20 protein-coding genes and 1 pseudogene are annotated in these 21876 nt (G+C 59.2%); 18 read left to right on the forward strand and 3 right to left on the reverse strand.

Annotated elements, in window-relative coordinates; genetic code table 11:
- Window positions 1–12 precede the first annotated feature (12 nt).
- Both mscK and selO read left to right on the forward strand, forming a co-directional pair.
- Window positions 13–3375, forward strand: coding sequence for a mechanosensitive channel MscK (gene mscK, locus ACVBEG_RS22325; RefSeq protein WP_447108317.1), 3363 nt, complete (start codon window positions 13–15; stop codon window positions 3373–3375).
- Window positions 3376–3423: 48 nt separating this feature from the next.
- Window positions 3424–4887, forward strand: a complete 1464-nt coding sequence (gene selO, locus ACVBEG_RS22330; protein WP_322177483.1) for a protein adenylyltransferase SelO — start codon at window positions 3424–3426, stop codon at window positions 4885–4887.
- On the opposite strand, the gene ACVBEG_RS22335 is transcribed toward selO, so the two are convergent.
- Together ACVBEG_RS22335 and ACVBEG_RS22340 are read right to left on the reverse strand one after the other, a co-directional pair.
- A complete protein-coding gene (locus ACVBEG_RS22335; RefSeq protein WP_322277916.1) occupies window positions 4826–5653 on the reverse strand; it encodes a hypothetical protein in 828 nt (275 codons plus the stop codon). The genes selO and ACVBEG_RS22335 overlap by 62 nt on opposite strands.
- Window positions 5654–5753: 100 nt before the next feature.
- Window positions 5754–6200: a hypothetical protein gene (locus ACVBEG_RS22340; protein ID WP_322177481.1), complete on the reverse strand. Its 447-nt coding sequence runs from the start codon at window positions 6198–6200 to the stop codon at window positions 5754–5756.
- 216 nt (window positions 6201–6416) lie between these two features.
- Between ACVBEG_RS22340 and ACVBEG_RS22345 the strand changes: the two genes are divergently transcribed.
- The 3 genes and pseudogenes from ACVBEG_RS22345 to ACVBEG_RS22355 form a co-directional block, all read left to right on the forward strand.
- Window positions 6417–7409 carry an IS5 family transposase gene (locus tag ACVBEG_RS22345; RefSeq protein ID WP_447107587.1) on the forward strand — a complete coding sequence of 331 codons (993 nt, stop codon included), beginning with the start codon at window positions 6417–6419 and terminating at the stop codon, window positions 7407–7409.
- 409 nt (window positions 7410–7818) lie between these two features.
- Window positions 7819–8253, forward strand: coding sequence for a thioredoxin TrxC (gene trxC / locus ACVBEG_RS22350; protein WP_219064475.1), 435 nt, complete (start codon window positions 7819–7821; stop codon window positions 8251–8253).
- A gap of 131 nt (window positions 8254–8384) precedes the next feature.
- A pseudogene (locus ACVBEG_RS22355) lies at window positions 8385–8771 on the forward strand (PAAR domain-containing protein); the annotation flags it as partial.
- 28 nt (window positions 8772–8799) lie between these two features.
- Here ACVBEG_RS22355 and ACVBEG_RS22360 read toward each other — a convergent pair.
- Window positions 8800–9579 carry a ParA family protein gene (locus tag ACVBEG_RS22360; RefSeq protein WP_219064476.1) on the reverse strand — a complete coding sequence of 260 codons (780 nt, stop codon included), beginning with the start codon at window positions 9577–9579 and terminating at the stop codon, window positions 8800–8802.
- 334 nt (window positions 9580–9913) lie between these two features.
- Between ACVBEG_RS22360 and ACVBEG_RS22365 the strand changes: the two genes are divergently transcribed.
- Genes ACVBEG_RS22365 through ACVBEG_RS22425 form a run of 13 tightly spaced genes read left to right on the forward strand, consistent with a single transcriptional unit; the run spans window position 9914 to window position 21875 of the window.
- The gene (locus ACVBEG_RS22365) at window positions 9914–10660 is read left to right on the forward strand and encodes a beta-ketoacyl synthase chain length factor (RefSeq protein WP_323569462.1); all 747 of its coding nucleotides are present in this window, start codon (window positions 9914–9916) and stop codon (window positions 10658–10660) included.
- The gene (locus tag ACVBEG_RS22370) at window positions 10636–11448 is read left to right on the forward strand and encodes a lysophospholipid acyltransferase family protein (RefSeq protein ID WP_322182993.1); all 813 of its coding nucleotides are present in this window, start codon (window positions 10636–10638) and stop codon (window positions 11446–11448) included. Before ACVBEG_RS22365 ends, ACVBEG_RS22370 begins: the two co-directional genes overlap by 25 nt.
- A complete protein-coding gene (locus ACVBEG_RS22375) occupies window positions 11423–11683 on the forward strand; it encodes a phosphopantetheine-binding protein (RefSeq protein WP_219064478.1) in 261 nt (86 codons plus the stop codon). The genes ACVBEG_RS22370 and ACVBEG_RS22375 overlap by 26 nt, the downstream gene beginning before the upstream one ends.
- Before the next feature lie 9 nt (window positions 11684–11692).
- Window positions 11693–11947 (forward strand): acyl carrier protein, encoded by a 255-nt coding sequence (locus ACVBEG_RS22380; protein WP_322177479.1) that lies wholly within the window; start codon window positions 11693–11695, stop codon window positions 11945–11947.
- The gene (locus ACVBEG_RS22385; protein ID WP_322177478.1) at window positions 11944–12489 is read left to right on the forward strand and encodes a COG4648 family protein; all 546 of its coding nucleotides are present in this window, start codon (window positions 11944–11946) and stop codon (window positions 12487–12489) included. Before ACVBEG_RS22380 ends, ACVBEG_RS22385 begins: the two co-directional genes overlap by 4 nt.
- Entirely contained in the window at window positions 12486–14165 is a 1680-nt protein-coding gene (locus tag ACVBEG_RS22390) for an AMP-binding protein (protein ID WP_447108318.1), read from the forward strand. The genes ACVBEG_RS22385 and ACVBEG_RS22390 overlap by 4 nt, the downstream gene beginning before the upstream one ends.
- The gene (locus ACVBEG_RS22395) at window positions 14158–14895 is read left to right on the forward strand and encodes a glycosyltransferase family 2 protein (RefSeq protein WP_447108319.1); all 738 of its coding nucleotides are present in this window, start codon (window positions 14158–14160) and stop codon (window positions 14893–14895) included. The genes ACVBEG_RS22390 and ACVBEG_RS22395 overlap by 8 nt, the downstream gene beginning before the upstream one ends.
- On the forward strand, window positions 14888–15838 hold the full coding sequence (locus ACVBEG_RS22400; protein ID WP_447108320.1) for an LpxL/LpxP family acyltransferase: 951 nt from the start codon (window positions 14888–14890) through the stop codon (window positions 15836–15838). The genes ACVBEG_RS22395 and ACVBEG_RS22400 overlap by 8 nt, the downstream gene beginning before the upstream one ends.
- Window positions 15819–17366, forward strand: coding sequence for an HAL/PAL/TAL family ammonia-lyase (locus tag ACVBEG_RS22405; RefSeq protein ID WP_322177474.1), 1548 nt, complete (start codon window positions 15819–15821; stop codon window positions 17364–17366). The genes ACVBEG_RS22400 and ACVBEG_RS22405 overlap by 20 nt, the downstream gene beginning before the upstream one ends.
- Entirely contained in the window at window positions 17356–17781 is a 426-nt protein-coding gene (locus ACVBEG_RS22410; protein ID WP_322177473.1) for an acyl-CoA thioesterase, read from the forward strand. The genes ACVBEG_RS22405 and ACVBEG_RS22410 overlap by 11 nt, the downstream gene beginning before the upstream one ends.
- Window positions 17778–18380 carry an outer membrane lipoprotein carrier protein LolA gene (locus tag ACVBEG_RS22415; RefSeq protein WP_322177472.1) on the forward strand — a complete coding sequence of 201 codons (603 nt, stop codon included), beginning with the start codon at window positions 17778–17780 and terminating at the stop codon, window positions 18378–18380. Before ACVBEG_RS22410 ends, ACVBEG_RS22415 begins: the two co-directional genes overlap by 4 nt.
- Window positions 18364–20718 (forward strand): MMPL family transporter, encoded by a 2355-nt coding sequence (locus tag ACVBEG_RS22420; protein WP_323565999.1) that lies wholly within the window; start codon window positions 18364–18366, stop codon window positions 20716–20718. Before ACVBEG_RS22415 ends, ACVBEG_RS22420 begins: the two co-directional genes overlap by 17 nt.
- Window positions 20715–21875, forward strand: a complete 1161-nt coding sequence (locus ACVBEG_RS22425; RefSeq protein WP_330200563.1) for a sodium:proton antiporter — start codon at window positions 20715–20717, stop codon at window positions 21873–21875. Before ACVBEG_RS22420 ends, ACVBEG_RS22425 begins: the two co-directional genes overlap by 4 nt.
- Window position 21876 lies beyond the last annotated feature (1 nt).

The raw sequence follows: 21876 nt of genomic DNA on the forward strand, positions 1-21876 counted from the left end.
CGACCGGTACTTATGCTCAACCTGCGCACTTTTTTTGTTGCCGCCCTTCTTGGGCTCTGCCTCTCTACCATCCCGGCACAGGCTGCCGAGCCGCCCACCCGCAGCGCCGTACAGCAAAGTCTGGATAAAATTGCCGAACGCAAATTGGCTGATGCGGATCAAAAAGCCCTGCAACAGGTGCTTGAGCAAACCCTGACGCTGATCGCCAGCAAGGAAGACGCTGAAAAGCGTCTGACCGAACTCAAACAGCAACTGAGCCTGGCTCCGCGCCAGACGGCGGAAAACCAGCGCGAACTGACTCGTCTCAAAGCCAGCAAAACCGTCCCGACGACCCAGCGTTACGCGAACCTCGACGTGCCGCCACTCGAGCAAATGCTCACCGAGCGCAGCACTCAGCTCAACGACCTGCAAAAAAGCCTGAACGATGCTAACAGTCTGACCATCACCGCACAGACCCGTCCGGAACGGGCGCAGGCCGAGATCAGCAGCAATCAGACGCGCATTCAGCAGATCAACAACCTCCTTAAAACGGGCAAGGACAGCGGCAAACCACTCAGCGCCGACCAGCGTAACCAACTCAATACCGAACTGGCCTCGCTCAACGCCCTGACGGTATTGCGCCGTCAGGAACTGGCAGGCAACAGCCTGCTGCAAGATCTGAGCAGCAGCCAGCATGACCTGCTGACCGAGCGCGTCAGCCGGCAAGAGCAGGATATTCAAGACCTGCAAACCCTGATCAACGACAAGCGCCGTGCCCAGTCACAACAAACCGTCACACAACTGTCCATCGAAGCGCAAAAAGCGGGCAGCAGCAGCCTGCTGGCCACTGAAAGCGCGGCCAATCTCAAACTCTCGGATTACCTGTTGCGCGGCACTGACCGCCTCAACGACTTGACCCAGCAAAACCTCAAGACCAAGCAACAGCTGGATAGCCTGACCCAAAGCGATCAGGCGCTGGATGAACAGATCAGCGTGCTCAAGGGCAGCCTGCTGCTGTCCAAAATCCTCTACAAACAGAAACAGGCACTGCCGCACCTGACGCTCGACAGCGGCTTGGCAGACGAAATCGCTGACATTCGTCTGTATCAATTCGAAGTCAATCAACAGCGGGAATTGATCAGCAGCCCAAGCGCTTATGTCGAAAAGCTGCTCGCCACCCAACCGCCAGAAGACGTTACGCCGCTGCTGCGCAAAACCCTGCTTGACCTTGCGACCACCCGCAGCGATCTGCTGGAACGTTTGAACCGTGAGCTGAGCGCGCTGCTCAACGAGTCCATTACCCTGCAGCTCAGTCAGAAACAGCTGGCCAGCACGGCGCTGAGTCTGCGCTCGACCCTCGACGAGCAGATGTTCTGGATTCCCAGCAATAAACCGCTGGACCTGGAATGGATAGAAGGCATCCAGCCGCGCCTGACAAAACAGCTCGCCACCCTTCCATGGACGTCAAGTGTCAGCGAGTTGGCAGACGGGCTGACAAGCAGACCCCTGCTGTTTCTGCCGCTGCTGTTGTTGATCGGCGCACTGGTATGGAAACGCAAAGCGCTCTACAGCAAGCTGAACAAATTGCACTCCGATATCGGCCACTTCAAACGCGACAGCCAATGGCAGACACCGCTGGCGATCCTGATCAATATCTTGCTGGCCATGCCCGTGGCGCTGGGCCTGGCGTTGTGTGGCTATGCCCTGCAAATTGACGCACGCGGGCAAAACGCCAACCTGGGCTCGGCCTTGCTACAAATCGCCCTGGCCTGGCTGGTGTTCTATACCGCTTACCGGATTCTCGCGCCGGGAGGCGTCGCACAACTGCATTTCCGCTGGGAAAAACCACAGGTTGAATTCCTCAGAGGCTGGATTCGCCGCCTGGGCCTGGTGGTGCTGGCGTTGGTCGCCGTCGTTGCGATGGCGGAACATCAACCTGCCACGCTGGCCGACGACGTCCTGGGGATTGCCGTTGTTCTGACGTGCTACGCCATGATGACCTGGCTGCTAAGCCGTTTGCTGATCAGCAGCCCCACTCGCGAGAGCGCGTCGCTGTTCCGCAAAGCGGTCGGCGTGATCTTCACCGCCCTGCCAATCGCCTTGTTCATCGCGGTGTGCTTCGGCTACTACTACACCGCGCTGAAACTCAGTGATCGACTGATCAACACCCTGTACTTACTGATGCTGTGGCTGGTCATCGAAGCCGCCTTCATCCGCGGCCTGGGCGTAGCGGCAAGGCGTCTGGCCTACCAGCGCGCCCTGAGCAAACGTCAGGCGGCCAAGGAAAGCGGTGACGGTGACTCGGTAATCGAAGAGCCGACACTGGATATCGAACAGGTCAACGAACAGTCCTTGCGCTTGATTCGCCTAGCCCTGCTCGGCGGCTTTATCGGCGCACTGTATTGGGTCTGGTCCGACCTGATCACGGTATTCTCCTATCTGGACAACATCACCCTCTACGAATACACCAGCGGCACCGGCGCGACCATGAGCATGGTGCCAATCAGCCTCGGCGACATGATTGGCGCACTGATCATCATCTGCATCACCGTCGTACTGGCCGGTAACCTGCCAGGCCTGCTCGAAGTGCTGGTGCTGTCACGCCTGAGCCTGGCCCAGGGCAGCGCCTACGCGACGACGACCCTGCTGTCGTATGCGATTGCCGGGGTCGGTTTCGTTTCCACCCTGTCGGCGCTGGGCGTGAGTTGGGACAAACTGCAATGGCTGGTCGCGGCACTGTCGGTAGGTTTGGGTTTCGGGATGCAGGAGATTTTCGCCAACTTCATCTCCGGCATCATGATCCTGTTCGAACGTCCGGTGCGGATCGGCGACACCATCACCATTGGCAACCTGTCAGGCACGGTCAGCAAGATCCGTATCCGCGCCACGACCATCACCGACTTCGACCGCAAGGACATTATTGTCCCGAACAAGACCTTCATCACCGGGCAATTGATCAACTGGTCACTGACCGACACCATCACCCGCGTCACCCTGAAACTGGGGGTCGATTACGGCTCGGACTTGGAGTTGGTGCGCAACCTGCTGCTCAAGGCCGCCCACGAAAACCCGCGGGTACTCAAAGACCCGCCGCCTATCGTGTACTTCCTGAACTTCGGCGAAAGCACCCTCGACCACGAGCTGCGCATGCACGTGCGTGACCTCGGCGACCGCAACCCGGTACTCGACGAGATCAACCGCTTTATTAATCGCGAGTTCAAGGCACACCACATCAACATCTCGTTCCGCCAGGTGGAGGTCTACCTCAAGAACATGCAGGGTCAGGAATACAAGATGGTGCCCATCGAAGCCGCAGACAAAACCAGTGCACCGGTCCCGCCAGCGCCCCCTGCCGCCAAGGACGCACCCGAGCCACCGGACATCAGACTCGACTGATACGCTTAATCCCAGCAGAATGGTCGGACATTCTGCTGGAGGTGGCCCTTGAAAGCCCTCGACGAACTGACCTTCGACAACCGCTTCGCCCGCCTGGGGGATGCGTTCTCCACTTCGGTCCTGCCCGAGCCCATCGCTGATCCGCGTCTGGTGGTGGCAAGTGCTGCAGCCATGGCGTTGCTCGATCTCGATCCGGCACAGGCCGAACTGCCGGTCTTCGCCGAAATCTTCAGTGGGCACAAACTCTGGGCCGACGCCGATGCGAGGGCCATGGTGTATTCAGGTCACCAATTCGGCTCCTACAACCCACGGCTGGGCGATGGTCGCGGCCTGTTGTTGGGCGAGGTTTACAACGACGCTGGCGAACATTGGGACTTGCACCTCAAGGGCGCCGGGCAGACCCCTTATTCACGCATGGGCGATGGCCGGGCGGTATTGCGCTCATCGATCCGAGAGTTTCTGGCCTCTGAAGCTTTGCACGCACTGGGCATCCCCAGCAGTCGAGCCGCGTGCGTGATCGGCTCAAGCACACCCGTGTGGCGGGAGAAGCAAGAACGTGCAGCCATGGTCCTGCGCCTGGCGCCGAGCCATATCCGCTTCGGCAGTTTCGAGTATTTCTTCTACACCAAGCAGCCGGAACGCCTGAAAGAGCTGGGCGAGCACGTGCTGGCGATGCATTTTCCCGACTGCCTGGAACAGCCTGAGCCGTACCTGGCGATGTTCCGGACAATCGTCGAGCGCAATGCCGAGTTGATTGCCAAGTGGCAAGCCTACGGTTTCTGCCATGGCGTCATGAACACCGACAACATGTCGATCCTGGGCATCACTTTCGACTTCGGCCCGTTCGCCTTTCTCGATGATTTCGACCAGAACTTCATCTGCAACCACTCCGATCACGAAGGTCGTTACTCCTTCAGCAATCAGGTGCCCATCGGCCAATGGAACCTCAGCGCCCTCGCTCAAGCCCTGACACCGTTCATCAGTGTCGAAGCCCTGCGTGAAGCCCTCGGTCTGTTCCTGCCGTTGTACCAGGCTCATTACCTGGACCTGATGCGCAGCAGACTGGGCCTGACCCGCGCCGAAGACGGCGATACCCAACTGATCGAACGCCTGCTCAAACTGATGCAGAACAGCGGCGTCGACTACACCCTGTTCTTCCGTCGACTGGGTGATGAGCCCGCCGCCCTGGCCTCCACCCGCCTACGCGATGACTTTGTCGACATCAAAGGCTTCGATGTCTGGGCCACTGACTACCAAGCCCGGATCGCCCGTGAAGACAATGGCACCGAGCAACAACGCCAAGCACGCATGCACGCGGTCAACCCGCTCTATATCCTGCGCAACTATCTGGCACAAAAAGCCATCGACGCCGCCGAAGACGGCAACTATGAAGAAGTGCGCCGCCTGCACACCGTGCTGAGCAACCCCTTCGAAGAACAGCCCGGCATGGCTAACTACGCAGAACGGCCGCCGGAGTGGGGGAAACATCTGGAGATAAGCTGTTCATCCTGAGGCCAGGGACGGTGGGGCCAGACTCTTTTTCAGGCAGTTGTATATTTGCCAGGACTTCGAACAGGGTGAGGAGACGGTCGTCCTCGGTGTTTTGAACACCCCCGCCCTCGCTGATCCTGCCCAGCAGGCGGGTCTCATAATCGCCCGGGTATTGAGCCTGCTCGATAGGGGGTAATGATTTGTAGTGGGACAGCACTTCAGCATAGAACTTAGGTGTGTTGACGTTACCCTCACTTTCTTGCCTTGATTGGGCAATCACCTCGACTCGCCATTTTTGTTCTATATCATTAGCGTCATATGCAGCAGCTCGCCTCTCATTCACAGTATACGAACCGCTGTCATCGTAAATGATGAGGGCGAGTTGCTCGGTTGTCAGGTCAGCAAACGGACTCTTGGTACTCCTATCGCCCGTGCTGGCAAGGTTCACATACGCCGTAGCGTGCCGAGCCCTCGCTAATAAATCAGGATCGTCAGTTTCAGGCTTTTCCGCGTCATGCCTGACTCTTTGCGCATTGTAGCTATCGCCTAAAAAATCATCTTTCAACTTTCGAGCCATATCACCGAGCTCGCCACGGCTCGTATTTTTATCACGCACCTCCGCTCGCGCCGCGCTGTCACTCAACTGGCGAGACAGCGTTGATACCTTCACCGTGTCGGTTGAAGCGATTGCAGACTGGGCCGGCGTGCTGTCACTCATTGATATAGGCTGGGTGAGTATTACCGTACTGGATGAACTTACCGGCGAAGCCTGTATATTACTAATCATGTACCACCCCTGTTAATCGATAAAAACACGCCTTACAAGACTCTGCTCTGCACGCAGATATACCTGCAGAGCACGTCCTGTAAACCTGATAACCGACGTGTTATTTCATTGCAAATTCAACAGCCCATGCGTGAGTAGCAAAATCAACGGATGTGATCTTTACGTCACACCGAGCGCCCCCACTGGCGACTGCATTTTTATTCCATTTCGGCAGTTCCACGCCGCGCACACGCGACTTGAGATACGTCGTTGTGAACTGACAAGCCTTGGAGCCTATCTGGTAATGCACAACGGCATAATTCACATCCGGCGAAAGATTGCTTTGCACTTTATAACTGTCGAAACTTCCCTTCTCTACCTTATCGCCTGGGGTGGGCGAAGCATTCGCCTTGGTGCCGGCCCCATTTTTGCCCACGGCACTGTAGATCGCCGCCGCTGTGCCGTTATTTTTAAAAGTAACACTGACCGCCGGCCCGGCCTGCGCTGCCGAGGAAACAGTGACAGCCGCCAGCATTACCGAGAAAACGATGGGATTGATAATGTGCATTGTGATAGTCCAACTTGAGTCGAGGGTATTGTTTTTATATTGAAAACCGAACACTGCTTATTTATTAATAGGGGGCGATACGGGACCTCGACACTTATACATAGACGCTTATTCAAGAAAAACAACAGATTGATTGCTGTTGCCAGGGAAACTCTGAAAAAGGTTTCCAAATCTGGTGAAATACCCTCCATCACATGAGCTGAACGGTTGAGCCCCATGAAGCAGATTTCTTTCGCTGATGCTGAGTACGCAGGTAAACGTAAGCGGACCCGCCGTGAGATTTTCCTGAGCGAGATGGACAAGGTCGTGCCCTGGAAGGGGTTTATTGCGTTGATCGAACCGCATTATCCAAAGGGTGTTGGGGGACGTCCGGCGTATCCGTTGATGGCGATGTTGCGTGTGCACCTGATGCAGAACTGGTTCGGCTACAGCGATCCGGCCATGGAAGAATCGCTGTATGAGACAACGATTCTGCGCCAGTTTGCGGGTTTGAATCTGGAGCGCATTCCCGACGAAACCACGATCCTCAACTTCCGTCGCCTGCTGGAGAAAAACCATCTTGCCAGGGGCATCATGGAGGTCGTTAATGGCTATCTGGGCGACCGAGGCTTGATGCTTCGTCAAGGCACTATCGTTGACGCCACGATCATTCATGCGCCGACCTCGACCAAGAATAAAGAGGGTAAACGCGATCCCGAGATGCATCAGACCAAGAAAGGAAATCAATATTATTTCGGGATGAAAGCGCATATCGGGGTGGACGCTGATACGGGCCTGACCCATAGCGTGGTGGGCACGGCAGCCAACGTCGCGGACGTTACCCAAGTCGATCAGTTGTTGCACGGCGAAGAGAGCCATGTCTGCGGCGACGCGGGCTACACCGGGGTGGAAAAGCGGCCGGAACATGAGGGGCGCGAGATGATCTGGTCGATCTCCGCCAGGCCCAGCAGCCGTCGCAAACATGGTGAAAAAAGCGTCATTGGCCGTGCGTTGCGCAAGATCGAATATGCTAAATCGCAAACTCGGGCCAAGGTTGAGCACCCGTTTCGGGTCATCAAACGCCAATTTGGTTACACCAAAGTGCGGTTTCGCGGACTGGTAAAAAACACCGCGCAGTTGGTAACACTGTTTGCGTTGTCGAACCTGTGGATGGCGCGCCGACATTTGCTGGAGCCTGTAGGACAGGTGCGTCCGCAGTATGGAAATTAAGGGTTAATAAGCGCCTAAAACCGGCTTATTCATCGAAAAAAGTCGATATTTCAGAAATTTCAGCGAGGTATTCTCTTTTTGAGCGTCTGACGCCCGATTTTCTGTAAAAAGAAGGCCTTACTTCAGACCTTCCCCAGAGACTATCGAGCTCGATTGCCGAGCACCACTCCCTGAACGGGTAGTTGACTATCCCACAGGGACAAGTACCTAGGCCTGTAGGAGCAGGCTTGCCTACGATCGACTGCTTATTCGCACTCAAGACTGCGCGCCCCCGGTCATCCCTACAGATTTCCGGAAACTCACCGCCTATAGTTTAATCACTTGGATCTTTTCTAATAAAAGCCGACTTGATTCTCGACGCCAGCATCACCATTTATCTCAAATGCACACACTGCCAACGGAGCCTCCCATGCCAGACCCACTCCTGATCCCCTGCCCGCACTGCAACGGGCTCAATCGCATCCCGGCCGACCGCCTTGGCGATCAGCCTAAATGTGGGCGCTGCAAGGCGCAGGTAGTGCTGAGCAAGCCTTTCGAACTGACTCAGGGCGACTACGCCAGCCAGATCAAAGGCGATCTGCCGCTGTTGGTGGACGTGTGGGCGGCGTGGTGCGGCCCGTGCAAGTCTTTTGCTCCCGTCTTCGAACAGGCGGCCAGTCAGCTGTCAGGGCGCTGCCGGCTCGCCAAGCTGGACAGTGAGGCCAACCAACAGCTGTCGGCTCAGCTAGGCATTCGTTCGATCCCCAGCTTGATCCTGTTCAAGAATGGCCAGGAAGTCGCGCGTCAAAGTGGCGCCTTCCCTTTGCCGCAGCTACTGGCCTGGTTGAAAAGCCAAGGGATTTAGACGTTTTTCAGCAGCGGCACAGGTGCTGACTTTTCTGTAGGCCGATTCCGAAACAGGGTTTTCCGGCACCTGCTGCCGCGCTTTACTACTAGCCTTCCTTACTCTACTTGAGCGATGGGTAAGGACTATCTATGACATTTGTCATCAGGGAAGGTGATCTCACTACCACGGACGGTTTTGTCATAGCGGCTTCCGCCAAGGCAATCGTGTTGCTGCGCAAACTGGCGAGGATGGGCGACCCCGTGTGGTGCCCGGCGTGCGATAGCGTCGGTTACATCGCCCAAGGCAATCCAACTTACGTTGACGAGTATGTCGCGGTGGCAACCCACGGCCAGTGGGTGCAGTGCGGCTGCATGCTGGGCAGCCATCGATTGTTGGCGACACAAGACAGCATTCAGGCCGATATGGAGGCGACGATTCCCATCCCGGCAGACCTCGCCGAAGCCGCGCGGATGGCCGCCGAACAATGGTCCCGCGCCATCCACGACGGCTCATTGCGCGAGAAGTTGTTTTCACCTCTGCGACAACCCTCCAGTGCGGTAGGTGTCAGCGCTGAGCTCCCGATTCAAGCAGGTCGTGCAGATCAACGAACTGCTGGGTCAACTTGTGCCGTGGCTCGAGATGGATCAACGGAATGTTGGCCTGATGCGACTCGCGCATTTTCACCGAACTGTTGAGGTAAACCGGCAACACCGGCAAACCTTCAGCGATCAGCTCATCGAGGATTTGCTGCGGCAGACTGGCGCGGGACTGGAATTGGTTGACGATAATGCCTTCCACTTCCAGGCCCTCGTTATGATCTTCCTTCAGCTCTTCGATTTCCTTGAGCAGGCCATACAGCGCCTGACGCGAAAAACTATCGCAGTCAAAAGGGATCAATACCCTGTCGGCAGCGATCAGCGCCGAAACCGCGTAAAAATTCAGCGCAGGCGGTGTATCCAGATAAATCCGGTCGTAATCCTCGTCCAGTTCATCAAGAAGTTTTCGCAACTTGTTGATCTTGTGTTTGGCCTCAAGCTTGGGCTGCAAGTCGGCCAGCTCTGCCGTGGCGGTTACCACGTGCAGGTTGTCGAAGGGCGTTTCATAGATATCGACCTTATTCTTCTTGGCAAACGGACCTGACGACAGGGTTTGCTTGAAGAAATCGGCGATGCCCATCGGAATATCGTCGCCGGTCAAACCGGTGAGGTACTGCGTCGAGTTGGCCTGGGCATCAAGATCGATCAAAAGCGTCCGATACCCTTCGTGAGCGCTGACTGCCGCCAGGTTGCAGGCGATACTGGACTTACCCACTCCGCCTTTCTGATTGAACACCACGCGCCGCATGAATAGACCTCCTTGGTTCTGTAAATGGCCTTGATGAATGGGCCCGAGTCTAAGCAAAGCGGGTGACAAGGGCGAGCGCTTCATCTGAAAAGACGCCGATAACGGACTTAGGCTTACATAATTAATAGCGATTTTCCTACACAGCGAAGTCGAAATTAAAAATGCATAACGAAGGAACTATTTGTCTAAATAAACTATTCGTAACAGCATTTGCTACTCATCAGCCCCATCGGGATAATGCGCGCCTCTCGGCTAAAGCGCCTCACCCGAATGGGTGCCGTTTCGGCGAACCGTGCTCAAATGGGTGTTGTCTCGGAAAACCGCAGCGAAAGGCATGCCCGCAGGGGCGGGAAGAAAACTCGTGATCACGTTCAACATCGCACAATGGCGCGCCTGGGCCCCCGGCCTGGAAACGGTCGAGGACTGGCAGCAATGGAGCCTGAGCCCTTCCCTTTTAGACAGTGGGGATATGGCGCCCGACGTCTCGTTTTTGCCCGCTATGCAGCGCAGACGCTTGAGTCGCCTGGCGCGGATGGCTTTCAGCGTTGGCTGGCCATTGGCTGAAGGTCTTGAACAGCTTCCGCTGGTGTTCGTCTCGCGCCATGGCGAAACCCCTCGGACCCTCGACATCCTCTCCGATCTGGCCGCCAATCAGCCGCTGTCGCCCACCCAGTTCAGCCTCTCAGTGCACAATGCCGTGATTGGCCTGTGGTCGATCATGCGCGGTGAAACCAGTGAGATGACGGCGCTGGCTGCAGCGGGTGACGGCCTGGAACACGGTATTATTGAAGCCGTTGCCCTGCTGGCCGAGGGCTCGCCAGCCGTGCTGCTGATCGTCACGGAAGACCAGCCACCTGCAGCTTATGCCGACTGGATCGAGGACGTGCCCTTTCCCTACGCGGTAGGGCTGCTGCTGACCCCTGGCACCGACTGGCAGTTGTGCCTGAGCACCGGCAGCGAAAACATGTCCCATACAGAGTGGCCTCACGCCCTCAACCTGTTGCGCACGTTAACGAGCGAGCAGACCACCTGCCAACATTCATGGAAAAACCGATTGTGGACCTGGCAACGGACCCGCTGAGCAAGCGCCGCGACGCCTATTATTGGCGCCTGCTGGCTACCGCCCTGAGCTTTGCCCTTTTCGGGGTGGTCGGCCTGTGCCTGCGATTGGTGTTTTTCCCTTTGTTGAGCTGCCTGCCCGGCGATGCGCAACGCCATCGGTCCCGCGCCCGACGCACGATCAGTTGGCTGCTCTGGCGGTTCATCCGATTTATGGCACGCACCGGCGTGCTGACCTATGACGTCCAGGGCGCGGAAAAACTCGGCCGCCCGGGCCAGATGATCATTGCCAACCATCCGTCGCTGATCGACGTGGTATTTCTGATCGGGTTGGTGCGCAATGCCAATTGCGTGGTCAAACAGAGCTTGTGGCAGAACCCCTTTACCCGGGGGCCGGTGCGTTCCGCCGATTACATCAGCAATGATGGCAGCATGGAGATGCTCGATGCTGCCGCAGACGCTCTACGCAGCGGGCAGACACTGATTATTTTCCCGGAAGGCACGCGCACCACGCCGGGGCAGGTGCCTGCCTTTCATCGTGGCGGAGCCTCAATCGCACTGCGAGGTGCGAAACTCATTACCCCGGTGACGATCCAAGTCAATCCCAGCACCCTGACTAAAGCCCAGCCCTGGTATCGCATCCCAAAGCGCCGGGCGCACTTCAGTTTGCGCGTTGGGGCCGATATAGATCCACAAGCCTTTGCTGTGCTTGGCCCGGCACCCATAGCCTCGCGCAAGCTCAACGATTATCTGCATCAGTACTTCATCAAGGAGCTCGCCAAAGATGAGCGATCTGCACCTGGAAATTAAACAGCTGATTATCGACGCCCTGGGCCTCGAAGACATCAGCACCCATGACATCGGCAACGATCAGATCCTGTTCGGCGAAGGCCTTGGCCTGGATTCGGTAGACGCCCTGGAGCTGGGCCTGGCGATTCAGAAACGTTACGGCATCAAGATCGACGCCGACGCCAAAGATACCCGTAATCACTTCACCAGCGTGGACAGCCTTGCGGCGTTCGTCAGCGCCAGACAAGCGGCCTGAGGAATAACAATGCAAACCCGTGAAGACATCTTCGACACCCTGCGCAGTGCGCTGGTTGAGCTGTTCGAACTTGAGCCTGAGCGAGTCAACCTGCAAGCCAACCTGTACCAGGACCTGGAAATTGACAGCATTGATGCCGTGGACCTGATCGACCACATCAAACGCAAGACCGGCAAGAAAATCGCCGCTGAAGACTTCAAAGCCGTACGCACCGTCAACGATGTGGTCGAGGCGGTTTACCGCCTGGTCAATCCGACCGCATGAGTCGGCTGATCGCCCTTGGCCTGCTGTTGGCTGGCGTGCTTTACCCCTTTGCGGTGTATTTCGGCATTGAACATTTCGCCCCTTGGCAGTTTGCCTTGCTGCTCGGAGGGCTATGGCTGGCGCGGGCGCTGACGGGAAAACGCCGTCCTGGCAGCGTGTTGACGGCCGTTGTCGCCCTGGGTTTTTGCCTGCTGCTGGGGCTGTTCAATAGCCCGTTATTACTGCGCTGGTACCCGGTGCTCGTCAGCGGATTCATGTTGAGTCTGTTCGGCCTCAGCCTGATCTATGGCCCACCCGTCATCGAGCGATTGGCACGCCTGAGCGAGCCTGACTTGCCCGTGATCGCGATCCGCTACACCCGACAGGTGACCCAGGTCTGGAGCCTGTTTTTTCTGTGTAATGGCCTGCTCGCAGCGGCGTTGACCCTGTGGGCGCCATTGAGTTGGTGGACGCTGTACAACGGCTTGATCGCTTATGGCCTGATGGGCCTGCTGTTTGCCGGTGAATGGCTGTTACGTCAACGTGTAAGAGGTCGCGCATGAATTGGATACCACTTGAGCACCTGTTGCTCGAGGCTTTGCCTGCCCGCGAACTGACGATGGCCCCCGCCCTGGACCACGCCCGTTTCTGCGAGCAGGCCCTGAGTGTTGCCGCCGGTCTCCAGGCCCGAGACGTCAAGCGCCTTGCGCTGCATCTGGAAGACGCCGGTCAGCTGGCCGTGGCCTTGTTCGGTGCATGGCGTGCCGGTGTCAGCGTGTTATTGCCCGCAGACCTGCAAGCACAAACCCGCGAGCGCTGGTCGAACGACGTCGACCTGTGGCTCAGCGATCAGGTGGGCGACACACACCTGGATGAATTACACGCCGCGCCGCTGTCGCCCACCGCGCTGGACCTCGACACCTGTCGCCTGAGCCTGTGCACGTCAGGCTCCAGTGGCGAACCGAAGCTGATCGAAAAGCGTCTGCGCCAGTTGGCCAATGAAGTCAAAGCACTGGAAGCGCTGTGGGGCGCCGACCTCGGCACGTCCTGCATCATCGGCAGCGTTGCCACCCAGCATATTTACGGCTTGCTGTTCCGGGTGCTGTGGCCGCTGTGTGCCGGGCGCCGTTTTGTGCGCAAGCAGCTGCCATTCCCCGAAGATTTACAGCGAACCAGTCGCGAACATCCGACATTCGCCTGGGTCGCCAGTCCGGCACTGCTCAAGCGCATGGGCGACAACCTCGATTGGCCGGCCTTGAGCAGCGTGCGCCGCGTATTCTCTTCGGGCGGTGCGCTGCCCGCCGAAGCCGCGCGCAGCTTGCAGCAGCGTTTGGGCCAATGGCCAACCGAAATCCTCGGCAGTTCGGAAACCGGCGGCATCGCCTGGCGTCAGGGCGACAGCCTGTGGCAGGGTTTTGAAGGAGTGCAACTGAGCCAGGACAGCGACGGCGCCCTGCTGATCGAGTCCCCTTACTTGCCTGTTGGCCATGTCGAACACACGGCCGACGCCGCGCGCTTCAGCGCTGACGGACGTTTTGAATTGCTCGGCCGGCTGGACCGCATCGTCAAGCTTGAAGAAAAGCGTATTTCCCTGCCGCAACTGGAACACGCGCTGGCGGCACATGAGTGGGTCAGCGAGGTGCGTCTGGGCGTGGTTCAAGAGAACCGGGCGTCCCTCGGCGCGTTGGTGGTTCTCAGCGAAAGCGGTCTGCATGCCTTGCGCAATCAAGGCCGACGTACGCTGACCGAGCAACTGCGCCGCCATTTGCGCCCGTATTGCGAGGCCATCGCCCTACCGAGGCGCTGGCGACTGCTGCGTCAGCTACCGCTCAACGCCCAAGGCAAACTGCCACAGGCCGAGGTCGAAGCCCTGCTGCTTGCTGCGCGTCCCAAAGAGCCGGAACTGCTCAGCCAGCAGCAAGTAGGCGGCGAGTGGCACCTTGACTTGATCATTCCCGCGGACCTGGCTTATTTCAGCGGACACTTCCCGCAAACCCCGGTACTGCCGGGCGTGGTGCAGGTCGATTGGGCGCTGAGCCTGGGCCGGCGCCTACTGGATCTGCCACCGCGATTTGCAGGCATGGAAGTGTTGAAGTTCCAGCAACTGGTGCGCCCTGGCGATCAGGTTGCGCTGACCCTGCGTTTCGATGCCGAGCGCAGCAAACTGTATTTTGCCTACCGCAACACAGAAGCTGCCTGCTCCAGTGGCCGTATCGTGCTGGAGGCTGCGCATGCATAACCCTTGCGCGGTGATCCCGGTCTATGACCACGAGCGGACGGTGTCCGCCGTCGTGCACGAACTGCTGAAGGCAGGCCTACCCTGTGTGCTGGTCGACGACGGCAGCAGCCCGAGTTGCGCGGCGGTGCTGCAAGCGTTGGCCGGAGAAGAGAACGTCTATCTGGTGCGCCTGCCGATCAACCAAGGCAAAGGTGGCGCGGTGATGACCGGTTTCCGCGAAGCTGCGCGCCTGGGCTTCAGTCATGCACTGCAAGTGGATGCCGACGGTCAACATGATCTGAACGACGTATCACTGTTTCTCGACGCCTCGCGCCGTGCTCCCCTGGCGGTGATTTGCGGCTATCCGCAGTACGACGCCAGCGTGCCCAAGGTTCGCCTGTATGCACGCTATCTGACCCACTTCTGGGTCTGGGTCAACACCCTGTCGTTTCAGATTCGCGATTCAATGTGTGGCTTCCGGCTCTACCCCCTGGCACCGACTATCAAGCTGATCGACTCGGTGCAGGTGGGCACGCGGATGGACTTCGACTCGGACATCCTAGTGCGCCTGTCCTGGCGCAATCAGCCAATGCGCTGGCTGCCGACCCGTGTTCATTACCCGCTGGACGGGGTGTCGCACTTCCGGCTGTTCCGCGACAACGTACTGATCACGAAAATGCACACCAAACTGTTCTTCGGCATGTTGGTGCGTATGCCGCTGATCCTGTGGCGTCGGTGGCGACATGAGTGAGCCGACGAACGAAGCCAAAAAACATTGGGCCGCTCATCAGGAGCGTGGCAGCTTTCTGCTGATGAAACTGATGGCCTGGGGCGTGCGTCATTTCGGGCGACGCCTGCTGACTCCCGTGCTGTACGGCATCGTCCTGTACTTCTTCGTATTTGGCCCTGGCGCCCGACAGAATGCCTGGCAATACCAGCAGTACCTGGCCAGCTGGAGCAGACAATCGGCGCTACGCCCCACCCGGCGGAGCGTGTTCAATCAGTTCATCGCCTTCGCCGATGCACTGCTGGACAAGCTCGACGTATGGAACGGCAAGCTCACGCTGGACCAGATCACGATTGTCGATCACGACTTGCTGCGCAACCAGTTGCGCAGTGGGCGCGGGCAAATGCTGGTCGGCACCCATCTGGGCAATCTCGAAGTCTGCCGCGCGCTGGCCGAACTGGGTGAACGGGTCACCATGAACGTGCTGGTGCACACCAAGCACGCCGAACGCTTCAATCGCCTGTTGGGTGAAGCGGGGGCCACTAATCTGCGCCTGATTCAGGTCAGCGAGCTGAACCCGATGATCATGCTGCAATTGAGCCAACGCCTGGATAACGGTGAATGGCTGGCCATTGCTGGCGACCGCGTCCCCCTGCATGGCGGGCGCAATGTACGGGTGGATTTCCTTGGCCACCCCGCCGCATTCCCGCAGGGCCCATGGCTGTTGGCGGGCTTGCTGCAATGCCCGATCAATTTGATTTTCTGCCTGAAGGGCGCCAGCGGTTATCGCGTCATTCTCGAACCTTTCGCCGAGCGCATTAAATGGCGGCGCAGTAATCGCGAGCAGGTGGTCGCCGGACATGTCCAGCGCTACGCCGCACGCCTCGCCCATTATTGCCTTGAGGCACCACATCAGTGGTTCAACTTCTACTCATTCTGGAAGACCGATGACGATCCAAGCGCTTGAACCGGTAACCTTCGGCGAACGGCCGTTGCGTATTGAAGAGGTGCTGCTTCTGGCCAATCGCCAAGTGCCGACGCAGCTGCAAAACGACAGCGCATTTCGCCTGCGCATCGCCAAAGGCGCGCAATTTCTTGATTCCCTGTTGGACAAGGAAGGCGTGATCTATGGCGTAACCACCGGTTATGGCGACTCCTGTGTCGTCGCGGTGCCGTTGCAGCACGTCGAAGCGCTGCCACGTCACTTGTACACGTTCCACGGCTGCGGTCTCGGTAAAATGCTCGACGCACAAGCGACCCGTGCGGTACTCGCTGCGCGGTTGCAGTCGCTGTGCATGGGCGTTTCCGGGGTGCGCGTGGAGTTGCTGGAGCGCCTTCAGGCCTTTATCGACCAAGACATCCTGCCGCAGATCCCGGAAGAAGGCTCAGTGGGCGCCAGCGGTGACCTGACGCCGCTGTCTTACGTGGCCGCGACCTTGTCAGGTGAGCGCGAAGTTATGTTCCGTGGCGAGCGCCGCGCGGCCGCTGACGTGCACCGCGAGTTGGGCTGGGAGCCGTTGGTCCTGCGCCCGAAAGAAGCGCTGGCCTTGATGAACGGCACCGCAGTCATGACCGGCATCGCCTGCCTCGCCTTCGCCCGCGCCGATTACCTGCTGCAACTGGCGACCCGCATCACCGCCATGAACGTGGTGGCCTTGCAGGGCAATCCCGAGCATTTCGATGAACGCCTGTTTGCCACCAAGCCACACCCAGGGCAGATGCAAGTCGCCGCCTGGTTGCGCCAGGACCTGGCCATCGATGCACCGACCGCGCCCTTGCACCGCTTGCAAGATCGCTATTCGCTGCGTTGCGCCCCCCATGTCCTGGGCGTGTTGGCCGACAGCCTGAACTGGCTGCGTTCATTCATCGAAATCGAGCTGAACAGCGCCAACGACAACCCGATCATCGACGCTGAAGCCGAACGCGTACTGCATGGCGGCCACTTCTATGGCGGCCACATCGCGTTCGCCATGGACAGCCTCAAGACCCTGGTAGCCAACGTCGCCGACCTGCTGGATCGGCAACTGGCATTGCTGGTGGACGTGCGTTACAGCCACGGCCTGCCAAGCAACCTGTCAGGCGCCAGCGCTGAGCGGGCAATGCTCAACCACGGGTTCAAGGCAGTGCAGATCGGCACCAGTGCCTGGACAGCCGAAGCCTTGAAAAACACCATGCCGGCCAGCGTGTTCTCGCGTTCCACCGAATGCCATAACCAGGACAAGGTCAGCATGGGCACCATCGCCGCCCGTGATGCGATCCGCGTACTGGAGCTGACCGAGCAAGTAGCCGCCGCCACCTTGCTCGCGGCCAACCAAGGTGTCTGGCTGCGCAGTCAGGCTGACGATGCTCGGCCCCTGCCGCCCGCGCTGGCAGCCATGCACGAGCAACTGAGCAAAGATTTCCCGCCCGTGATCGAAGACCGTGCGCTGGATGGCGAACTGCGGCTGTGCCTGCAGCGGATCGCCGACCGCCACTGGAGGCTGCATGCGCAGTAAGGGCCTGATCCACACTGACACCGAAATCCAGGTGCCATTTTTCGACATCGACATGATGAACGTGGTCTGGCACGGCCATTACATCAAGTACCTGGAAGTCGCCCGCTGTGCGCTGCTCGACCAACTGGACCACAACTACCAGCAGATGCTCGATTCCGGCTACGCCTGGCCGGTCATTGACCTGCAATTACGTTATATACGCGGCGCAGTTTTCGGCCAGAAGCTTAACGTTCGCGCCAGTCTGGTGGAGTGGGAGAACCGCTTGAAGATCAACTACCTGATCAGCGACGCCGTCACGGGCGAGCGCATGACCCGCGCCACCACGATTCAAGTGGCCGTGGAGATTACCAGCCACGACATGCAACTGGCATCGCCCAAAGTGTTCACCGATGCGGTACAGAGAGCGCTGCCATGAACCGCCTTTACCACCTGTTGTTCGCCGTTGCGCTGCTTGGTCTGTCATCGCTGGCCAACGCCTTTGACCTGCAACAACTGAGCACGCAACTGGGGAAACCCTCAGTGATTCATGGCGATTTCATTCAGGAAAAACACCTGCGCGCCCTGCCCCAGCCGTTGACCAGCAAGGGTAAATTCGTCCTCGCCAAGGACTATGGCCTGCTCTGGCTGCTGGCGACACCGCTGAAACAGGATTATCGAATCAGTACCGTCGGGATCGCCCGCCGCGATGCCAATGGTTGGCAATTGCTGCCGAACAAGAGCGCAGGCGCCGAGCAAAACCGGCTGTTCCTCGCCGTACTGCAAGGCGACAGCAGTGGCCTGCAACGCGATTTCGACCTGCAACTTAAAGGCGATGCACAGGCGTGGCAACTGACCCTGACCCCGCGCTCGTTGCTGCTGCAACAGGTGTTCAAACAAATCAATATTGACGGCGGCGAACTGGTTCAGCGTATCGAACTGCTTGAAACTCAGGGTGACAGCACCCTGCTACGCATGATCAACAGCAGCGCCGCTGGCACCTTGAGCGATGCGGAGCACCATGACTTTGTTGACTAGACGCCAGTCGTTTGAACGCTGGATGCCGCGCCTGTTCCTGGTACTCTTGCTGGCCATGCTGGCCCTGGCTGGCTGGCAATGGCGCAACGGTCCTCCACTGTCGGCGAACTTGATGGAGCTGGTGCCCGGCTCAACCCCGGATGCCCTGGAACTGCGCGCCGAAGAACGCATGCAAGAACCCCTCAACCGCGAGATGCTGGTGCTGGTTGGCCACGCGGATCGCCAGCACGCCATCGATCTGGCCCAACAGCTGGGCGAAAAATGGCAGGCCAGCGGGTTGTTCGAGAAGGTTCAATGGAACCTGCAAACCGACATCCCGGGGCTGCGCCAACAATTGCTCCAGGGGCGACTGGCGATGTTGTCGCCCGCCGACCGCAGCGAGTTGATCGAGCAACCGCAAGCGTTCATTCAGCAACGCGTACAGAGTCTGTTCGACCCCTTCACCGGCTTCAGTCTGGTGCCCAGCCAGGATGACTGGCTCGGCCTGACCGGGCGTATCCAAAACAGCCAGCCGCAGCATGGTTCCGTGCAGCTGGATCTCGGCAGTGGCGCGTTGATCGCCAACGCCGACGGTAAAAGCTGGGTGTTGCTGCGCGCACGAACCCGAGGCAATGCATTCGACATGCACTTGCCCCTGCAGGTCGCCGACCTGCTCAGTGCCGCGCGCGAACAAGCCCGCCAGGCTGACGCGCAATTGCTCGCCGCCAGCGGTTTGCTATACGCCGCCGAGGGCCAACGCCAAGCCTCCCGGGAAATCACCTGGGTCGGCGGCGGCGCCACGCTGGGTATTTTGTTGCTGCTGCTGCTGGCGTTTCGGCGCTGGCGCGTACTGCTGGCATTCGTGCCAGTGGTGGTGGGCATGTTATTCGGCGCGGTGGCCTGCGTGGCGCTGTTCGGCCACATGCACGTGATGACCCTGGTGCTGGGTTCCAGCCTGATCGGGGTCGCGGTGGATTACCCGCTGCATTACCTGTCGAAAAGCTGGAGCATGAAGTCCTGGCGCAGTTGGCCAGCCTTGCGCCTGACACTCTCGGGCTTGAGCCTGAGTCTGGCCACCAGTTGCATCGGCTATCTGGCCTTGGCCTGGACGCCTTTCCCGGCCCTGACCCAAATTGCGGTGTTCTCCGCTGCCGGGCTGGTCGGCGCCTATTTGACTGCGGTGTGCCTGCTGCCAGCGATGCTCAACAACATGGAGCTGCGTCCGGCCACCTGGCCGCTGCGTATCGCTGAGTGCTTGTTGAGCATGCGTGAAGCCCTGCTCGGCCGCATCGGCACGCCCGTGTTGCTGGGGCTGCTGCTCACATTCTGTGCCGCCGGGCTGTGGCAACTGACCAGCAAAAACGACATCCGCCAATGGATCAGCGCGCCGCCGCAATTGCTGGCCGAAGCCCAAACCATTGCCCGTATCACCGGCTATCAGCCAACCAGTCAGTTCTTCCTTGTGCGCGCCGCCGATCAGCAGCAATTGCTCGAACGGCAGACCAAGCTGAGCCAGCGGCTGGACCAACTGATCAGCCTCGACAAGTTGCAGGGCTACTTGGCGCTTAACCAATTGCTCAGTCCGCCCGAAGAGCAACGCCGCGTGCGCGATGCTCTGGGCAAACTGCCGTTGTATTGGCAGCCGCTGATTGAGCTGGGCGTACCGGCCAGTGCGCTGCAAGCAGAGCTGGCACGCTTGCAGGCACTACCGACTGAGGACATCGACATGGCGTTGGCCGGTCCTTTGGGCGAACCGTGGCGCGGGCTGTGGCTGGGGGCTACACCTGATGGCGTGGCCGGCATGGTCAGCCTGCAGGGCTTGAATAACCCGGCATTGTTACGCGTACAGGCGCTGGACCTTGAGGGCGTGCAACTGGTGGACCGTCTCGGCGATCTGAACAACGTGTTCGCCGCCACCCAAATCAGCGCTGCGGAGCTCAAGCTGTTGTCCTGTGGCCTGATCGTGTTGCTGTTGATTCTGCCCTTCGGTCTCAGTGGCGCCCTGCGGATCGTCGCCCTGCCACTGTTGGCGGCACTGTGCAGCCTGGCAAGCCTCGGCTGGCTGGGTCAGCCGCTGACCTTGTTCAGCCTGTTCGGGCTGCTCCTGGTCACAGCCATCAGCGTCGATTACGCGATCCTGATGCGTGAGCAGGTCGGCGGCGCGGCGGTCAGCCTGCTCGGCACCCTGCTCGCCGCCGTCACCACCTGGCTGTCGTTCGGCCTGCTGGCGGTTTCCAGCACGCCTGCGGTGAGCAACTTCGGCCTGTCCGTAAGCCTCGGCCTGGCGTTCAGCTTCATGCTCGCCCCGTGGGCCGGTCGTCAACCGCATACACCCGCCATCGCCGAGTCGGCAGCATGATGATCGCGCTGTTCTGGCTGCTGGCCTTGCTGATGTTTGCGCTGGCGACACGCCTGGGTCGCTACGTTGGCCTGATTCCCATCGTCAGCCAATTGCTCCTGGCGACGTTCGGCCTGCCGTTGCTGATGGTGTTCTGGATCGAGCCGCATTGGCAACTCAGCGGCGCACAACTGGTGGAGCCCGTTTGGTTGAAGAGCCTGTACGGCCTGGGTTTCGCCCTCGTGCTTGGGCACATCCTCAGCGACGTGATCGAGCTGGACATGGACCGGCAAAGCCTGAAAATCGCCGTGCCGAGCTTTTGCGTGCCCTTCTGCTGCGGGCTGGCGTGCGCGTTCTGGCTGCTGCCGGAGCAAGCGTGGCTAAGTTCGCTGGCGGTCGGCCTGGTGTTCGCAATCACGGCGATTCCCGTGTTGTTTTTATACCTGCACCACATCGACTACCCACCTGCGGCGACCCGACGCCTGGTACAGACTGCGATCCTGATCGACCTGACCTGCTGGAGTCTGTTCGCCATCGCCCAAGGCAGCCTGCACCTGAGCAGCCTGTTGCTACCGCTGCTGGGCGCCTGCGTACCGTTGCTCTTCAGGGCGCTGCGTCTGCGCCAGCCATGGGTCTATAGCCTGACCTTTTTCGCACTGCTGGTGGTCGCCGAGCACTACAAACTCAACGCCTTGATCCTGGGTATCGGCTACCTGTTTTGCATGGCCTGGCTCAAGCAACCCTTCGTACTGCCACTAAGCCCCGAACGGTTCAAACGCCTGCAGAACACACTGGCAATCCCCCTGATCCTGACGTTCGGGATCGTCCAGATCAACGTTCACAGCGCGGTAAGCAGCCTCAGTTGGCTGCAACTCGGCGCGCTGCTGGCGCTGCCGATTGCCAGCAAAGTGTTCGGCAACTGGCTCGGTCTGCGCTGGGCTACGCCGTCGTTTACTGGCGCAAGCCGCTGGCGTGAAAGCCTGCTGCTCAATATTCGCGGGTTGAGTGAGATCGTCTTCCTCAACCTGCTGCTGCAACAACAGCTGATCAGTCCTGCGCTGTACTTCGCGCTGATGCTGATGGGCTTGATCGCGACCCTGATGCCCGCATTCGCGGGCATGAACCGAATGATTGTCAAACCCGCCGAACAGGCAAGGAGCCCTTGTGCCAACAGCTGAA

It is taken from the genome of Pseudomonas sp. GG8, assembly GCF_052976945.1.

What these genes read in the sequence shown, in the direction of transcription:
- mscK (WP_447108317.1), top strand. Translation starts at nt 13, where the DNA reads ATGCTCAACCTGCGCACTTTTTTTGTTGCCGCCCTTCTTGGGCTCTGC.
- ACVBEG_RS22335 (WP_322277916.1), bottom strand. Translation starts at nt 5,653, where the DNA reads ATGATTAGTAATATACAGGCTTCGCCGGTAAGTTCATCCAGTACGGTA.
- ACVBEG_RS22340 (WP_322177481.1), bottom strand. Translation starts at nt 6,200, where the DNA reads ATGCACATTATCAATCCCATCGTTTTCTCGGTAATGCTGGCGGCTGTC.
- ACVBEG_RS22345 (WP_447107587.1), top strand. Translation starts at nt 6,417, where the DNA reads ATGAAGCAGATTTCTTTCGCTGATGCTGAGTACGCAGGTAAACGTAAG.
- trxC (WP_219064475.1), top strand. Translation starts at nt 7,819, where the DNA reads ATGCCAGACCCACTCCTGATCCCCTGCCCGCACTGCAACGGGCTCAAT.
- ACVBEG_RS22360 (WP_219064476.1), bottom strand. Translation starts at nt 9,579, where the DNA reads ATGCGGCGCGTGGTGTTCAATCAGAAAGGCGGAGTGGGTAAGTCCAGT.
- ACVBEG_RS22365 (WP_323569462.1), top strand. Translation starts at nt 9,914, where the DNA reads ATGCCCGCAGGGGCGGGAAGAAAACTCGTGATCACGTTCAACATCGCA.
- ACVBEG_RS22375 (WP_219064478.1), top strand. Translation starts at nt 11,423, where the DNA reads ATGAGCGATCTGCACCTGGAAATTAAACAGCTGATTATCGACGCCCTG.
- ACVBEG_RS22380 (WP_322177479.1), top strand. Translation starts at nt 11,693, where the DNA reads ATGCAAACCCGTGAAGACATCTTCGACACCCTGCGCAGTGCGCTGGTT.
- ACVBEG_RS22385 (WP_322177478.1), top strand. Translation starts at nt 11,944, where the DNA reads ATGAGTCGGCTGATCGCCCTTGGCCTGCTGTTGGCTGGCGTGCTTTAC.
- ACVBEG_RS22390 (WP_447108318.1), top strand. Translation starts at nt 12,486, where the DNA reads ATGAATTGGATACCACTTGAGCACCTGTTGCTCGAGGCTTTGCCTGCC.
- ACVBEG_RS22395 (WP_447108319.1), top strand. Translation starts at nt 14,158, where the DNA reads ATGCATAACCCTTGCGCGGTGATCCCGGTCTATGACCACGAGCGGACG.
- ACVBEG_RS22400 (WP_447108320.1), top strand. Translation starts at nt 14,888, where the DNA reads ATGAGTGAGCCGACGAACGAAGCCAAAAAACATTGGGCCGCTCATCAG.
- ACVBEG_RS22405 (WP_322177474.1), top strand. Translation starts at nt 15,819, where the DNA reads ATGACGATCCAAGCGCTTGAACCGGTAACCTTCGGCGAACGGCCGTTG.
- ACVBEG_RS22410 (WP_322177473.1), top strand. Translation starts at nt 17,356, where the DNA reads ATGCGCAGTAAGGGCCTGATCCACACTGACACCGAAATCCAGGTGCCA.
- ACVBEG_RS22415 (WP_322177472.1), top strand. Translation starts at nt 17,778, where the DNA reads ATGAACCGCCTTTACCACCTGTTGTTCGCCGTTGCGCTGCTTGGTCTG.
- ACVBEG_RS22420 (WP_323565999.1), top strand. Translation starts at nt 18,364, where the DNA reads ATGACTTTGTTGACTAGACGCCAGTCGTTTGAACGCTGGATGCCGCGC.
- ACVBEG_RS22425 (WP_330200563.1), top strand. Translation starts at nt 20,715, where the DNA reads ATGATGATCGCGCTGTTCTGGCTGCTGGCCTTGCTGATGTTTGCGCTG.